This window comes from Bacteroidia bacterium, from assembly GCA_040880525.1.
GTDB lineage: Bacteria > Bacteroidota > Bacteroidia > CAILMK01 > JBBDIG01 > JBBDIG01.
This window is the reverse complement of record JBBDIG010000051.1, coordinates 1-14543: the sequence shown is the minus strand read 5'-3', so window position 1 is coordinate 14543 and position 14543 is coordinate 1. Positions and strand designations below refer to the sequence as shown.

Annotated in this window: 16 protein-coding genes and 3 tRNA genes; 14 read left to right on the top strand and 5 right to left on the bottom strand. The window is 45.0% G+C overall.

The genetic code is table 11. From position 1 onward, the window contains the following. Nucleotides 1-6 precede the first annotated feature (6 nt). Nucleotides 7-906, bottom strand: coding sequence for a 1,4-dihydroxy-2-naphthoate polyprenyltransferase (locus WD077_14340; protein ID MEX0968408.1), 900 nt, complete (start codon nucleotides 904-906; stop codon nucleotides 7-9). A 457-nt stretch (nucleotides 907-1363) separates the two neighbouring features. Here WD077_14340 and WD077_14335 point away from each other — a divergent pair, with 457 nt between their 5' ends. Beyond that, complete coding sequence (locus WD077_14335; protein ID MEX0968407.1) at nucleotides 1364-2506, top strand: putative sensor domain DACNV-containing protein; 1143 nt, start codon at nucleotides 1364-1366, stop codon at nucleotides 2504-2506. Between the two features lie 51 nt (nucleotides 2507-2557). Here WD077_14335 and WD077_14330 read toward each other — a convergent pair whose 3' ends face one another. Then, on the bottom strand, nucleotides 2558-3541 hold the full coding sequence (locus tag WD077_14330) for a bifunctional phosphoglucose/phosphomannose isomerase (GenBank protein MEX0968406.1): 984 nt from the start codon (nucleotides 3539-3541) through the stop codon (nucleotides 2558-2560). A gap of 59 nt (nucleotides 3542-3600) precedes the next feature. Continuing rightward, nucleotides 3601-3906 (bottom strand): hypothetical protein, encoded by a 306-nt coding sequence (locus tag WD077_14325; GenBank protein ID MEX0968405.1) that lies wholly within the window; start codon nucleotides 3904-3906, stop codon nucleotides 3601-3603. A gap of 130 nt (nucleotides 3907-4036) precedes the next feature. Between WD077_14325 and WD077_14320 the strand changes: the two genes are divergently transcribed. From WD077_14320 to WD077_14265, 12 genes are all read left to right on the top strand, one after another. After that, entirely contained in the window at nucleotides 4037-5110 is a 1074-nt protein-coding gene (locus tag WD077_14320; protein ID MEX0968404.1) for a tetratricopeptide repeat protein, read from the top strand. 44 nt (nucleotides 5111-5154) lie between these two features. Next, the gene (murQ, locus tag WD077_14315; protein ID MEX0968403.1) at nucleotides 5155-5976 is read left to right on the top strand and encodes an N-acetylmuramic acid 6-phosphate etherase; all 822 of its coding nucleotides are present in this window, start codon (nucleotides 5155-5157) and stop codon (nucleotides 5974-5976) included. Between the two features lie 190 nt (nucleotides 5977-6166). After that, nucleotides 6167-6242 (top strand) — tRNA-Gly (locus tag WD077_14310). 98 nt (nucleotides 6243-6340) lie between these two features. Continuing rightward, nucleotides 6341-6426: transfer RNA gene (locus WD077_14305), tRNA-Leu, on the top strand. Between the two features lie 296 nt (nucleotides 6427-6722). Beyond that, nucleotides 6723-7571: a hypothetical protein gene (locus WD077_14300; GenBank protein MEX0968402.1), complete on the top strand. Its 849-nt coding sequence runs from the start codon at nucleotides 6723-6725 to the stop codon at nucleotides 7569-7571. A 143-nt stretch (nucleotides 7572-7714) separates the two neighbouring features. Continuing rightward, nucleotides 7715-7984, top strand: a complete 270-nt coding sequence (locus tag WD077_14295; protein MEX0968401.1) for a helix-turn-helix domain-containing protein — start codon at nucleotides 7715-7717, stop codon at nucleotides 7982-7984. Nucleotides 7985-7991: 7 nt separating this feature from the next. Beyond that, on the top strand, nucleotides 7992-8222 hold the full coding sequence (locus WD077_14290) for a hypothetical protein (protein ID MEX0968400.1): 231 nt from the start codon (nucleotides 7992-7994) through the stop codon (nucleotides 8220-8222). Between the two features lie 893 nt (nucleotides 8223-9115). Continuing rightward, a complete protein-coding gene (locus WD077_14285) occupies nucleotides 9116-10123 on the top strand; it encodes a tyrosine-type recombinase/integrase (protein MEX0968399.1) in 1008 nt (335 codons plus the stop codon). A gap of 147 nt (nucleotides 10124-10270) precedes the next feature. Then, nucleotides 10271-10344 (top strand) — tRNA-Phe (locus tag WD077_14280). A 70-nt stretch (nucleotides 10345-10414) separates the two neighbouring features. After that, nucleotides 10415-10633 carry a hypothetical protein gene (locus WD077_14275; protein ID MEX0968398.1) on the top strand — a complete coding sequence of 73 codons (219 nt, stop codon included), beginning with the start codon at nucleotides 10415-10417 and terminating at the stop codon, nucleotides 10631-10633. A gap of 42 nt (nucleotides 10634-10675) precedes the next feature. Then, nucleotides 10676-11101 carry a hypothetical protein gene (locus WD077_14270; GenBank protein MEX0968397.1) on the top strand — a complete coding sequence of 142 codons (426 nt, stop codon included), beginning with the start codon at nucleotides 10676-10678 and terminating at the stop codon, nucleotides 11099-11101. 26 nt (nucleotides 11102-11127) lie between these two features. Beyond that, nucleotides 11128-11568 carry a type II toxin-antitoxin system PemK/MazF family toxin gene (locus WD077_14265; GenBank protein MEX0968396.1) on the top strand — a complete coding sequence of 147 codons (441 nt, stop codon included), beginning with the start codon at nucleotides 11128-11130 and terminating at the stop codon, nucleotides 11566-11568. A 41-nt stretch (nucleotides 11569-11609) separates the two neighbouring features. Here WD077_14265 and WD077_14260 read toward each other — a convergent pair whose 3' ends face one another. After that, nucleotides 11610-12308, bottom strand: coding sequence for an N-6 DNA methylase (locus WD077_14260; protein ID MEX0968395.1), 699 nt, complete (start codon nucleotides 12306-12308; stop codon nucleotides 11610-11612). Nucleotides 12309-12613: 305 nt separating this feature from the next. Here WD077_14260 and WD077_14255 point away from each other — a divergent pair, with 305 nt between their 5' ends. Then, nucleotides 12614-12865 carry a hypothetical protein gene (locus tag WD077_14255; GenBank protein ID MEX0968394.1) on the top strand — a complete coding sequence of 84 codons (252 nt, stop codon included), beginning with the start codon at nucleotides 12614-12616 and terminating at the stop codon, nucleotides 12863-12865. 83 nt (nucleotides 12866-12948) lie between these two features. Here the strand turns inward: WD077_14255 and WD077_14250 are convergent, their stop codons facing one another. Continuing rightward, nucleotides 12949-14496 carry a hypothetical protein gene (locus WD077_14250; GenBank protein MEX0968393.1) on the bottom strand — a complete coding sequence of 516 codons (1548 nt, stop codon included), beginning with the start codon at nucleotides 14494-14496 and terminating at the stop codon, nucleotides 12949-12951. Nucleotides 14497-14543: the final 47 nt, after the last annotated feature.

Here is a 14543-nt window from a genome sequence, read left to right as displayed (position 1 = left end):
AAGAGCTCAGAACAAAAGGCACACGCCAAAAACCATAGACAGGGCAAAAGTGATAAGCGCAAGTTGTTTTAAGTAAGGATTAAACTCTGCCGGCCTGTTGGTCTTCATTATGCCTAATATATGAATACCGAACAGCAGAAACACCGGAAGATAAGACCAGTTCACCCAATGTTCCGCCATGAGTACTGAGTAAACGATCAAGGCAAAACACGCTCCTCCAACCAGCAGAAAATGGTAGCTTTTTGCGGCATCCCGTCCTATTCTCACGGGGATAGTATGTTTACCTGCGATGCGGTCCGTTTCAATGTCACGCATATTATTCACGTTGAGCACTGCCGTACTTAGCAAACCATAAGCTGCAGCAGGAAGAAAATCAACAGCAGAGAGCGAACCTTTTTGCAGAAATATCGAACCCGGAACCGCCAGCATCCCGAAAAACAGGAATACCGAAATATCTCCAAGCCCAGCGTAGCCATAAGGTTTATCACCTGCCGTGTAGGTAACCGCAGCGATGATAGCCGCTATCCCCAGTGCCAGCATTATTCCTGCGCTCATCCAGCCAATCCTGGACGCACTGATCCAGAGCAAGATAACACCGGAAACCAACGAGAGCAACGCCAACACAAGGATGGCTGCTTTCATGGCAGCAGGCGAGATCAGCCCAGTCTGTACTGCACGTTGCGGCCCCTGGCGGTCGGCATTATCAGCCCCGTGCATAAAATCGCCATAGTCGTTGGCCAGGTTGCTTAGGATTTGCAGAAATATCGCAGTGAGCAGGCTTAGAGCACAAACCCACCCGTTGAATGCCCCGTTGGCAGCTCCCATAAAATTACCAAGCGCAATGCCCCCAACGGCCAGCGGCAGCGTATGCGGCCTGAAGGCTTCGATCCACGATCGTATCATCATGCCGCAAAAATGAGGAGAAAATCACTGGAGGAAGGAATTGAAACAAAAGAAAGAATTGCGTTTTAACAAAACCCCTGTCATTTAATTTATTTTATTAAAAATTGAGTTTTATATTTTATACTTTTAAATCTAAAATATTAAATTAGTTATTGAGCATGACATTGAGTAAAAGATTGAATTATATATACAATGATTTTAAAAAATTAATTAAATGGTTCCCTGCCATATTGCTATTGCACTCCTTCCAATTTTATTCTAGTTTTTATGATTGTTGTTTCTATAATGTTTACAATCCTTCGAAAATTTTCTGCTTTCATCCCGACCACCACTTTAAAAGTATTCCCTAAAAAATCGCAGGAGCTAACTCTTATGTTAACTGCTAATGGCTAAAAGCTAACAACCAATTGCTTTTTTATGATCAGGAATCCCGGTTCTTTGCAAGTAAAATATGACCCGAATGAAAAGGCGATCCACGTATGAAGCAGCCCGGATAGTTGCTCCGGCTATCCACACTCATTTCGGAAGGCTTGTGGCTGAAGCACAGGCTTCCGGTGCGGAAAATGTCTCCTCCCCTCCTGATGTTGCAACCATTGAAACGATGATTGACACATCGTTCTGGACGAGCCTGAGCCGGGAGGAGGGACTGTCTCCGCGCATTTCGCTGGCCTGGGTCAACCCTGAGCAGGCCGGAAATCCGCTTATGTTCCAGCACCGTCTGCCGCTCACTACACAGGCACTCATCAAGATTGCACCGGGGATGGAACGTTCGGGAATATACCTTGGCGTTTGGCATGACAAGGACCAGCTCTACGTCTGGGGCAGCACCAGCCACCTTCCAGATTTCTGCCTGGTGCTGGACGTTTCTGAACCGGGGTTGCTGGTGGTGAAACACAGACGGGTGCATGGTTTCGGGAAGTTTGCCAATGTAGCCGTGCTCACTGGCGACCAAGTAAAGCTGGTGAACGAAGCACAGGCCAGTGACCCGGATTGCCCTGCCATGCTGGCTTCTCTGCTCAAATTCAGCGGAAATACAATTTGGAATAACTCGGTGAATGTGCTGGTGCAAATGGCGGTGAGCATGCGGGCTCACAAGCGTGGAGGCGCCATTCTGGTTACGCCCCTGGATGCCACCGGATGGCAACATTCCATCGTGCAGCCCATGGGTTATCCCCTTCAGCCTTCGTTCAGCGGACTTACCGGGCTGCTACAGCAAAATCCCTCTGAGGAAGAGCATCCCGGCCTCCTAGAAGTGCTGAATCATGAGATAGACCTGATTGCGGGCCTCACTGCGGTTGACGGAGCCACCATCATTAACGACAACTATGAAGTGCTGGCGTTTGGCGCTAAAATCGGCCGCGTTGACGGAAAAGGAGCCGTGAACAAAGTGCTGCTTACCGAGCCTGTAATGAATGTGGAACCGGAAGAAATACATCCGGCTAAAATGGGTGGGACGCGCCACCTCTCAGCCGCACAGTTCGTGTACGATCAGCAGGATTGCATGGCGATGGTGGCATCTCAGGATGGCCGCTTCACTATCTTCTCCTGGTCGCCCTGCGAGAAAATAGTGCAGGCCCACAGGATTGATACCCTGTTGCTCTGAATCTCCCGGCCACTTCCAAAACGTAATTTTAATTTAAAATGCCAGATAAACTCAGGCCTGTTGATTTTCCTTCAGGAAAGTCTTCAGCCGGTTAATGTTTGGGATTTCAGCCGAGTTGATACCTTTTGCATCAGCCAGAAGCAGCGATAGCCAATCCAGCTTATACACCAGTTCGAGGTAAGAAGCCAGGTTCTTTTGTGCCAATTCCAGGGTGATGACGTGATTTTCTTTTTCTTCCAGAAGCGACTTCAGGAAGGTAAAACGGAGGTCAACCCGTGGATGGTCGTGTCCGTTCAGTATGATGAACATTGAATGGCGCTTGCCGGTATGCGATTCAATCACGTTATGGTTGGTTTCAGGAAGTGGCACCACAAAGGCTTCTCCTTTCGCATTTTCATTTACCTGCTGTGTAAACCGCAACGCCACAGGATACGTAAGCCGGTCGCACAGCACCTGTATGGTCATTCCTTTATCCGGAAAGTGCTCCATCAGCCCTTTGGCCTCTTTTATAAATGGCTCCTCATTTTCCAGTGCCGCAGCCGCCCGGAGCAGTTCCTCTTCAAATTCCTGAGCAGAGAAATCATTCAGTATAAGCAGCAAGTACGTGAGAGAATATCCCAGTGCCATCCGTGGCTGATACCCGGGATCTGCTTTGTAAAAAGGGATTCCTGCCTTTTCTGCAAGTTCCAGCAGCTTTCCTCCGGTACTCAGTGCAATCAATTTGGAGCCGCGGGCTTGTGCATCCTCATACATGCTCAGGGTTTCCTCAGTATTGCCGGAGTAAGAGCTGAGGATCACCAGGCTTTCCGGTCCCACATAGCCGGGAAGCTTATATTCTGAAACCACCTCTACGGGAACTTTCATTTCATCTTCCAGGTAATTCCGGGCTATTCGTCCGGCAATACCAGACCCTCCAAGCCCTGCTATCACTACGTTCCGGATGTCATTCCGCTCATAAGGATGGGGCTTATACCGGTCTACAGCTATACGAATTTGCTTTGAAAATGCTGAGAGGTCTTCGGCTTGGTATTTCATGTTTTTTCGCTTGATTTTTGGGCGGCAAATATAGTGGCAGGAAGCTAAGCAGAAGTCTTTCAGAGGTAAATGATGCTCACCTGCTTCAGGATCTTTGCTTGCGCCAATCGTTGCCGTTTCAGTTTGTGTTGCCTGTAAAGCCGGGAAGAAAAGAAAATGTTCAATCCAATACTGAAACCGGTGGCAAGCAAACCGTTAAGTGATTGCCAGCATGGATTTCCGTGAATCAGGGTGAGCGCTCTCAATCCTTTTTCATCGCAGGTGAAAGTTAAAATATGTATTTTTCCAGCCTTGTTAGCGCGACTCCTGCTTGAGAAATGCAGTTTGCACTTCCGAAGAAAAATGGCCGTTAAATGTACTTTCAAATTTGTCCACAATTATTCTGAATTCGATTTAGAAATAAGGAATCCGGTAAGGAAGCAGTAAAAGGCGGCTTTTCAATCATTTATAATAAAACGCCTCTGGAAACCGGCAGAGGCAAAACAGCAAACAAATATGAGATTTACCATTCTGTTCCTCCTTTTATGCTTTCCTATCCTTGAATTGGCAGCGCAAAAAGAAGAAGTGCTTTCGCTGGTACGTGAAGGCATTTCATTGCACGATCAGGGAAAGTATGATGAGGCCCTTGTTAAATACGAAGAAGCCCTGAAGCTTGAGGAAAACGATTATACAGCACTTTCTGAAATAGCCATTACACAATTTATGAAAGGAGATTACGAGGGCGCGATAGCCACTTGCCAAAAGGTGCTGCGCCTGTATCCTGAAAAGAAAACGCTAGCGAATGTATATGTGACCTACGGCAGCGCACTCGATCTTCTGGGGCGTCCGGATGAAGCGATCAAGGCTTACAGCCAGGGAATGGAAAAATTTCCTGATGTATATCTATTGCCCTTCAACAAAGGAATTACAGAATTCAGACAAAAAGAATTTGAAGCTTGTATGGAGAGTTTTGAGCGTGCCATTACCATCAATCCGGATCATGCCAGCTCTCATCGAACACTGGCCATTGCCGCTGCCATCCGGGATATGAGAATACCGGCTATCCTGGCCTCCCTGCGCTTTCTCGCCCTGGAGCCGCAAAGCACCCGCTCCGCTGAATCCCTCGAAATGTTGATGGACCTGATGGGAGGCAATGTGAAAAAATCCGGGAGAAAAGAGATCACCATTTCCCTCAATACCATGACCGTTTCATCTGACTCTACCGTTAAAGTACCCAACGATTTTTCATCGGTTGAAATCGGAATGTATCTGATCGAAGCACTTGATCAAACCAAAGAATTTAAAAAAATCGGGAAAAAGCTGGGTGAGGGAGGCAGGTTTTCCCGCAAGCTGGAAATGCTTATTTCGTTTCTGGATGAGCAGCAAAAAGACAATACCGGTTTCTTTTGGGAACATTATGTACCCTATTTAGCAGATATGAAAAAAGCCGGACACGCTGAAGCCTACAGCATGATGATCTTCAGCAGCAATAATGCATCGGATAAAAAGACAAAAAAATGGGTGGAGAAAAATCCGCTTGCCATCAGTAAATTTCTGCACTGGAATAAAACCTATAGCTGGAGCCATTAATCAGTGCTTTCAATATTTTAATTCCAATTTTTTTATTAATAAATATGGATGAAAAAATAACAGAACAAAGTTCGGCATACCGCCATCTGGAGCAGATGAGCACCTCGGATCTGCAAAAGAACATGAACAAGGAAGACAAAAAGGTGGCGTATGCGGTGGAAGAGAAGCTGCCGGAGATCACGAACCTCACTGAAGCCATTTACCTGAAAATGCGAAATGGCGGCAGACTATTCTACATTGGCTCCGGCACCAGCGGCCGGCTGGGGATTCTGGACGCTTCGGAGTGTCCGCCCACTTTCGGAGTGCCGCAGGGAATGGTGGTCGGCATAATAGCAGGCGGAGATGCGGCCATTCGCCAGGCCCAGGAATTTGCCGAAGATGATGCCCTGCGCGGCTGGCAGGATCTGCTGGAACATGATATCAGCGATAAAGACTTTGTGCTGGGACTTTCGGCCTCTGGCACCACACCCTACGTGGCGGGCGGCCTTAAACAATGCCAGGAGCAGGGCATCCGCACAGGATGCATCACCTGCAATCCCACCAGCCCTGTAGCCATGTTTGCTGACTATCCTATCGAGATCATCACCGGCCCGGAGTTCGTGACCGGCAGTACCCGCATGAAGGCCGGAACCGCGCAGAAACTCGTGCTCAATATGATCAGTACAGCGCTGATGGTGAGGATGGGGCGTGTGCGCGACAATAAAATGGTGGATATGCAGCTTAGCAACAAAAAGCTCATAGACCGCGGCAGCCGTATGATCGTAGAACTCTACGGCATTGGCTATGATGAAGCCCGCGAAATGCTCCTCCAGACAGGCAGCGTGCGGCAAGTGATAGAGGACCTCAACCGGCAAACCAAAGAGTAAATGCTACTGCCGCTGCTCCGTTTGCTGAAATCCGTTAAGACTTATTCCGTTGCCCGCCCCCCAAAGTAAGATTGCCGAACCAGGCACGTCAAAAAGCGGACAAGCATCCAATCAAAATCGAGCTAAATTTTTTGGGCAGGACTTTCATCACGTTCTCAAAAATGTTCTACTTTTGCGCAGCTTTTAATAAGCGGAAATAGCTCAGTTGGTAGAGCGCAACCTTGCCAAGGTTGAGGTCGCGGGTTCGAGTCCCGTTTTCCGCTCCATTTTTTTACAGGTTCAGATGAATTGGGATGTGAGTCCCAATTTTTGTTTTGGAAAACCCTGAACACGGAACCCTGAACGCTGAACCCAGAACATTTTTGCCCGGATGGTGGAATTGGTAGACACGCAGGACTTAAAATCCTGTAGGCAGTGATGCCTGTGCGGGTTCAAGTCCCGCTCCGGGTACAGGTTTAAAGGCGACAGGATTCTGTCGCCTTTTTTTTGGGTACAACATAGGTACAACATCTGGAAATTGAGTGATGGTTTGACCTATTTTTAAATTTCTTACCCATCCTTCCGCTAATGCAGTTTGAGCACTTGGGATAAATACACTGTGATCAAGGTTTAGAACAGTTTTCAGAAATTACTATGTCGCTACTATTGTTCTCGATAGTTGCAATTTCTTAAATACAAAAATACTCATCAGTGAGTATTGCAAGATCAGTTCTTAATTCAGAATTTCGTGGGGTCAAGTTTAATTAATGATCGATGCCATGAGAAAAATTATGTGGTTTACTCTTCTAACAGCTTTAATACCCCACTCGTTGTTGAGCCAAAATCAGGGTCAAACTATAGAGGATCCCTTTTATTACCAAGTGGCGGGTCTAGTGTACGTTAAAATCTTTGATCCCGTCCTTCGGAGTAAAACGCCCACAGTTAAAATTCCGAAAGAACCTTTAAAATTTAAAATTGTAGGAAAGGAAATAGAGCCAAGCGATAATTCCGTTTTTTATGTAATAAAATTTTTACCGATCAAAGATGAAACAGGTGCTATTTCTGCATTAAAAGGTAGCAGTAACTATGTAAATAGTTCTGATAACCATGTATTTTTTTGGATTAATGAAAATGAACTTAATCGTTATGTAGAAAATGGATTTATTGTAAAAAGCTATAAAGCTCCAAACGCGCGTCTTACTTATGGAGCTAATTTATCCTTGCCCTTCAAACTTCGCCCAAAACTCTCTGACCACAATATCAAAATTACACCTGATCTGACTTTAGGTGGATATATCGGAATTAAATATCGGCTCAGTCATACTGAGCCTTATTATCTATCATTTCCCCTTGTCACTTTAGGGTTGGCAACACTATCTATTACCGATGAAAATAACCCAGCATCACCTAATAAGGGAGACGGAACTGTCCTGGGGATCACAGCCAGTTGGGGAGGAGTATTTCAATTTGACGATTTTCAGTTTGGCTTAATGATGGGCTGGGATAGAGCAGCAGGGGAAATAGGTAGCGCATGGATTTATAATGATATTCCTTGGTACTCTTTCAGTATCGGATATTCATTTATTGGCAGAGCTTCTGATAAATCATCAGAATAAGCAGAGCGAGTTAAAATATATGTATAGATTAACCCTTTAAGGAAAAACCCTAAGTCTCTTCATTTAAATTTCTGCATCTTTTTTAGCATGAAATTCATAACTTAATAGGTTAAAGAGTTATATTTAGGGTAGATACATGAATTATGGAAGTAATTTGCCTTGAAACAGATGCCTTTTATCACTTAATTGAAGAAGTGGTAGACCGAATCAAAGAAAAGTATAGCATAGTAAAGGAACGATGGATCGTGACAGATGAGGCAATGAACTTATTAGGAATAAAAAGCAAGACAACCCTGCAAAAACTTAGAGATTCTGGCGAAATTCGTTACTCGCAACCAACAAAGAAAATCATCTTGTATGATCGCGAATCCCTATATTCCTATCTGGAGAATCACGCCAAGGATACATTTTAATGAAGATATGAAGGAAGATACAATATATATCAAGGGCTTCAATTACGGCTTCTTAATTTCTCAGTTCGCACCCTCTTTAGCCGCCAGGCTAAGAGGAATTGATAGTGCCTGGCCATTTTATCAAGCTTTGGCAAAAGGAATGGAGGAGTATGATAGATCAAGAAAGATAAGCAGGTTTGATGAACTTCGCAGAATCAGGGGCAACGATAAGGGTCAAGACAGAGATAGAGAGCGATAAGCCCAGTTGAAATATTTCTCCCTTGCGCAGCGCTACCCTTATTTTCTTGTAGAAGCCGAACAAGTTTTAAAGATCATGATGGTTAGGGAGGAACTGGAATAAATCGGACTGGATAGGAGAATTTATGCCGGGAAAATCCATTGCCACCCGTAGGGCTACAGTCATGTTCTTTTGCGCTTACCTTGTCTACGAGAATGTAAGGGTGTCCTATCTCCCGCGAATGGCCTCGGGGCCGGGAATTCTGGAGGAACGGAAGGTTCCCGGTCACAAGGTGGTTCGCCTCCTCAAGCGAACAGTGTAAGTGAGCCGTAGTGGCACAGATGTGCCGCTCGGCTTGCTTTCTCTGTGAGCGACCTCCGCGCGAATGGCTCTGGAAACTGGGGTTCCTGGAGGTACGGAAGGGTTCTCGGTTTTTAGAGTGGTTCGCCTCCTCCAGTGAGCACGCTATTCAAGATGCAAGGGTACGGATGTACCCAGCTTGGATAGGGTGAGAACGTCACTCCTGAATCCCATTTCTCCACACTTGTTGATAACGTATTCCCTGCTTTAAGAAATTTGGGTCTAAATTTACGGTCTAACAAAATTCTTAAAATTATGTCTGGTTCAACAGGTTCTAAATGTCAGCAAAGTGGCGTGTATCGCTGTTCTACTCATTCGGACAACACGATACCGTTGTCGAAAGGTGAAACATTTCCCCCATGTTCCAGAGGAAATGGACATGCAACTACGTGGATTCTTGTAAGGCCTGCCTAATAGTGTTGAAAAGTTTAGTTGACTTGTTAAATTGAGTTTGCTATACTTAAAGCACATTACAAGTTTAATAGTCACCCATTGATCCCCGAAAGGGGGCCATCCCGAAAGGGATAGAGATCAGCTATGGGTTCTACTGCCGCTTGACACATCCTTTCGACTATGCTATAGTGCCAATGCAAAAGACCCGCTGGACTGATCTCTGGCTGGGTCTTTTGTATTTTATGTATAGAATAAAAGATCAATACCAGGGATTTTACCAGTACCTTTCACGAGAAGGTTATTCCTATAAAACCATTGCAAAGCATGAATATTTTGCCCGAAGGGCAATCGTTCCTGCCCTTGGCGACATGGAGGTAGAAACCTTGACGCTTTACGATTTATCAAAGATCAAGTTGGAGGTAAGTGAGAACTTCAACGGCAATATCACCTATTCCCAACGCAGGGCGCTCATCTCTTTTCGCAGGTTCATGCGCTACATTCAGGAACGGGGTATCCCCACCCGCATGAACTGGCGTGACATCCCATTTCCCCGAAGGCCGGACAGCGACCCAGATTCACTGACGCAACAGGAGATTGAATACATGTTCAGTAAGCTCAACATCAACCATTTTCCAGACCTGCGCCTCCGTGTCCTGTTCGAGATATTGCTGAAAGCAGGATTACGAATCTCAGAAGCCCTATCACTGGATATTGAAAACATCGATTTCAACAATGAAGAAATCCAAGTGCAAAATGTGAAGTCAAAAAAGTTCAACTGGATCGGTATTCCGGGTGCTACAGCACTAATAGAGATGTATCTGCACGACCGCAAAGATGACCACCCCGCACTTTTTATTACCACCTCAGGATATGGAGCATGTAAACGACTGGACATGCAGGGCGCCAAAAGTGCCCTGAGAAGGTTCAAGAAACGCATCACCTTACGAAAACCATTGACCTTCCACATCTGGCGAAGAACATTCTGCACCATGCTATTGGAGCGGGGCGTGGACATCAAGTCCGTGCAGTTCCTGGCCCGGCACGAAAGCCCGTCCACCACCATGCGGTACTACATCGCAGTGAATCAGAAAAAGGCGAAGGAACAGCACCGAAAAGCCATGAACGCCACGCTTTATAAAGCAGGAGATTCCTTATCCACAGCCGCTTGAGTTGACATCGGAGTCGCAATCGAACTAGAATGATATCTGTCAGTAAAAACTGACCTGCACAAAACAGGGAAAGTTTGTCTCAATTTTTAGAAAGGTACCGACACCGGACTGAAGAGACAAGTGCTCTATGCAAGGGAGAAACCTTAGGCCGAGGTAGCTCAGTTGGTTAGAGCATTCGCCTGAAGAGCGAAGGGTCGTGAGTTCGAGTCTCACCCTCGGCACAAAACAATAGTATTAAATGGGACACCCCTGGGATGCGTGCAGCATATTATCAATAGTAACGTAAAATCTATGATTGCATTCAACGTATTCTCCAAGCGGGAATTTATTGCCGGGGGCGAACAAAAGCGCCTCTGGCACCGGGTCGGGATTATAAAACTCTCCCAAAGTGGCAGGATGTTCCTGCAGCTTTTTCATCAGCCTGATGTGGACTATCACTGCATTGAGCCGGAAGAAAAGCAGGTGCCCACCATTCAATTAGAAGATGAGGAGGAGGAAAGTGAAGATTAGCTTCGCTTTGCCCTTTTTGTTATGCTTCAACAAACAACCCCGGTGCCCAATCAAATCCTCGATGAGTACCTACCTGTACTTTCTGCGGTGGAGCTAAAGGTTCTCCTGGTGATCATTCGCTCAACGCTTGGTTGGGTGGATGGGCAACATGAGGGGCGCAGGAAAAAGCGTGATTGGATTGCGGGAAGCCAGCTTCGGAAACGGAGCGGCTGTTCCCGCAGGTCTGTCACGACTGCGGTGGAAAAGCTGGTGAACCGACTGCTGATTGAGGTACTGGACATGCACGGGAACCTGCTGGACACACCCGACTTACGCAAAGGCCAAACACGGATGTATTACAGGCTTTGCCCTGAATTCACACGCTCCACTGGTTCTCCACAGCATGAGCAAAGATTGCCCAGGACATGGGAAAAATCTGCACAGGCACTTGCGCAAAAAATGCGCATTACTAAAGAAAGTTTTTACTAAAGAAACCTTTACCAAAACCAGTAGCTGTGGATAACGAAAACACATGCTACAATATCTGTATGTTGAAATCATCAAAAGACTTTGATGGATGGAATGCAAAAAAGAAAACCATCCATGAAAAAGAAGTGGCCAATAACCTGTATTTCTATCCACGGGAGATTTGGTGGTGTAGCCTGGGCATCAATATCGGTTATGAAGTGGACGGCAAGAATGAAAGCTATGAGCGGCCAGTGCTGATCTTGAAAAAGTTTGGGAAGGACACTGCCTTGATTGTGCCTGAAACCACCAAAACAAAGAAAGGCGACTTCTACCATGCGTACCGGTTTGACGAAACGAGCTTTTATCTGCTCCTGACCCAAGCCCGTCTGATTAGCACCAAACGCCTTATCAGAAAGGTGCGGACATTAGACCCTGCAAATTTCCACGAGGCACGTATCAAATACGCCAGCCTTATTCTCAGCCAATAAAAAACCGCCAAAGCTCTTGCCCTGGCGGTTTCGGCTGTTTGTCAGCCATACATCTTCATCCAACACGCTGATTTTTCTACCTTGTCAATCTTAAAGATTCCAATAGGATTCATGTAGATACGATATCCGTACCTGAACCCATCTGGGCGCAAGGTGTCTCCGCAAACTACTTCTCCCTTAAATACTCCACTCAGAAAGAGATTCAGGGCAGTCATGCGGGCACAAACCGGATCAATATCCACCCCATAGTAGCGGTGCAGCGGGTTCTTGGCCACGCGGGTGGCTGCCATGAGCATCCTTCCGCTTCCACAAGCAGGATCAAGAATGTCCTTGGACTTATCATCCTGCTCATCATCATGAAAAATGGAACTCCGGGCCATGAATGTGCAGATCACCCAGGGAGTGAAGAAGATATTGGAGCTTTTAGGCATCAAATGCTTCTCATAAAACTTACCCAGGACATCGTAATTCTCTCCCGCTTCCGACAGCGAAGTCATTTGATCGGTCAATACCTTAAAGAGCTTGGGGAACTGCCATCGGCACTCAAGCTTTGCATACGGCTCGATGTATCTCAGGTATTCTTCCTCATAGTAGGATTTGCCGCTAAATGGATTTCTCGTAACAGAGCAAATCATCATGGCAAGAAAATCATCAAATACCCGCATCCGGTCGAATGGCCATTGTGTGTTGAGAAAAACCTTTTCAAAGGTGTCGTTCTCAAATAAATCTAAAGTTTTCATGGTGCTTTTTGCACCATTGTATCATAGAAGCTGCGGTGGCAATAGCTTTTGCCCGGGCTGTGCTTTGTTTAAGATGAAACTGTCCCTCACTTCTACCAAATTGTCCCACAGTGTCCCTTAATAGAGAGCCCTCAATTGAGCTACGTAATCGCTTAAATATCATTAAGTTGAATCCATATCGCAAACAATATCCGAAATGATACAAAGTTTCAAATCGTCCTTTACGGCTTATTGAGACCATTTTAGTGTCCTTTAGGTACCGCCTTCCCGATTCTATCATTGCTGAAAAATAAAATATAACGGCAATGATCAAAATTGTAATAAAAGATGAGGCCTACGATTTCAGCTTCAAGTATCAAAAGAAGCAAAGCAAGGCTAAGAAGGAACAGACTTTTCCGACTACAAAATTAGATCAAGGCAGGAAGAGACTCCTGGTAAAAAGAGCGGGGCGGATAATAAAGAATTTGCTCCGCATACTACAATGGCTGCTTCGGGCAAAATTTACTCTTTCCATGCTTCATCAAGATATTTTGCCGATTCTTGAGGGTATATCATAACAAACGAACCCCCGCACAAGGCGAGGGTTCTCGGAGGCCGAAGCCCAGATATGATTAGAGTGTAGCAGAAGGTTGGAAGAACGTCAAGTCAATTTTCTTAGGAAATTTACAAGATATTCTGCATCAATAAGTTCTGTTGGTAAAACTTCTTGATGGGCCTTGGTACGGTTAAGAATGAAATCAGCATAGTTTCCTTTTGAATCTTTCAACTGAAACCATCTATCAGGTTCTATTTCTTGAATTTTAATAGAAAGGGCCTCCCATACTTCAACTGGTACGGTATGACCTACATTGATCAATTTGGTATTCAATGTTTTATCATGATAAACCAAGATACCAAATCCGTTATTTCCACCAGCTCCATAATCTGCATTTATGATTGATTTCAGCACTGTAGAAACATTGGGAAAATTTGGATTCGTTAGAGATACATCATATACACGCAAAGGCGAATTCATGTCTAATTTTCTTTTTCGCTTATCAATGTCACGTTGTTGGGGGTGAAATTTGACCTCTGATATATCCAATCTTTGAATTTCTCCGAACGAAGTAACCTCCTTTACCACGGATTCGGAAAGTCCTATAACTTCCTTCCTAACTTGCTCATATGATATCTGATTCTGAAAAAGCATTTGCCAAACATGCATCATGATAAGATTTGCAATGGCGTCACCCCAGCACTTATGTAAGGCATAACAGACATAATGAAGAATTATTCGTTGATTACCTACGACTTCTCCGTTGTCGTCCTTCCACACTGCCTTATCAATTGTGGCATGATTTCCAACACGGAAATTATAAAGAAGCTTCTTGCAAACATCTTCAAAATTGTCCGCCTGAGAAGGAAGCAAAGAATTCGCTATAAAGTAGTCAATGCTTCTCTTGGTTACCTTTTCCAGTTTAAATTTTGCATTGTCGTCCAGAGATTCAGGTAGTAACTGATTCTCAAATAGATATACCATGCTTGCGAGACAGGAATCAAATAATGCTCGTTTCCAATTCTCGGTTAAATACTTAGTAATTGGTTCCTTAGTAATATTATCCCTTCCTACAAGGAACAGCATGTCATGAAATCCTGAAAGTAAGTTTTTAAGGTTATATTGATGAGAACCTCTATTGGCATCCGAATGGTTAACCTCATCCAACACTAGTTGAATAGAATCAGGTATATTAGAACCCAAAAATTCCTCAGCAACCAGTTGACTGCATGATGGTGCTGTACGACTGCCATCATCATGATGTTCGTCAAAAAAGGCCAAAGGCCTTGCCCCTTTAGCTTCTTCAGATCGAATCCCAAATACCACAGCATTAGGCCAAGATAGTTTAGCATACGAATCATCCTCTGTACTCATTAACACATGTTCCTCTACTTCAATGTCCTTGAGATGAGGCGGAAGAATGGCACGGAAAAGCAACTCGGCAAAATACTCATCAAGATGGGCGTTTTTATGTATTACTGTTCGCTTCAACTTCCGAGTAGCACTCTGATTGAACCTTCCAATATTATGCCCATTATGTTTTTCTAAGACCTTGTATATATATTGTGCGCTCGCAAAACTAAGCGCATTCAACACTCCTTGCTTATCAGCTATGTACTCCTTACCTAAGGATATTTGATTTGAGGTAAGCATCCGGCCACGCACATGTTGGATTAGTTATTTAACTCCTTTAGGCGGTT

Excerpts from the sequence above, each read along its gene's own strand:
- WD077_14340 (MEX0968408.1), bottom strand. The coding sequence starts at position 906 with ATGATGATACGATCGTGGATCGAAGCCTTCAGGCCGCATACGCTGCCG.
- WD077_14335 (MEX0968407.1), top strand. The coding sequence starts at position 1,364 with ATGAAAAGGCGATCCACGTATGAAGCAGCCCGGATAGTTGCTCCGGCT.
- WD077_14330 (MEX0968406.1), bottom strand. The coding sequence starts at position 3,541 with ATGAAATACCAAGCCGAAGACCTCTCAGCATTTTCAAAGCAAATTCGT.
- WD077_14320 (MEX0968404.1), top strand. The coding sequence starts at position 4,037 with ATGAGATTTACCATTCTGTTCCTCCTTTTATGCTTTCCTATCCTTGAA.
- murQ (MEX0968403.1), top strand. The coding sequence starts at position 5,155 with ATGGATGAAAAAATAACAGAACAAAGTTCGGCATACCGCCATCTGGAG.
- WD077_14300 (MEX0968402.1), top strand. The coding sequence starts at position 6,723 with ATGATCGATGCCATGAGAAAAATTATGTGGTTTACTCTTCTAACAGCT.
- WD077_14295 (MEX0968401.1), top strand. The coding sequence starts at position 7,715 with ATGGAAGTAATTTGCCTTGAAACAGATGCCTTTTATCACTTAATTGAA.
- WD077_14290 (MEX0968400.1), top strand. The coding sequence starts at position 7,992 with ATGAAGGAAGATACAATATATATCAAGGGCTTCAATTACGGCTTCTTA.
- WD077_14275 (MEX0968398.1), top strand. The coding sequence starts at position 10,415 with ATGATTGCATTCAACGTATTCTCCAAGCGGGAATTTATTGCCGGGGGC.
- WD077_14260 (MEX0968395.1), bottom strand. The coding sequence starts at position 12,308 with ATGAAAACTTTAGATTTATTTGAGAACGACACCTTTGAAAAGGTTTTT.
- WD077_14255 (MEX0968394.1), top strand. The coding sequence starts at position 12,614 with ATGATCAAAATTGTAATAAAAGATGAGGCCTACGATTTCAGCTTCAAG.
- WD077_14250 (MEX0968393.1), bottom strand. The coding sequence starts at position 14,496 with ATGCTTACCTCAAATCAAATATCCTTAGGTAAGGAGTACATAGCTGAT.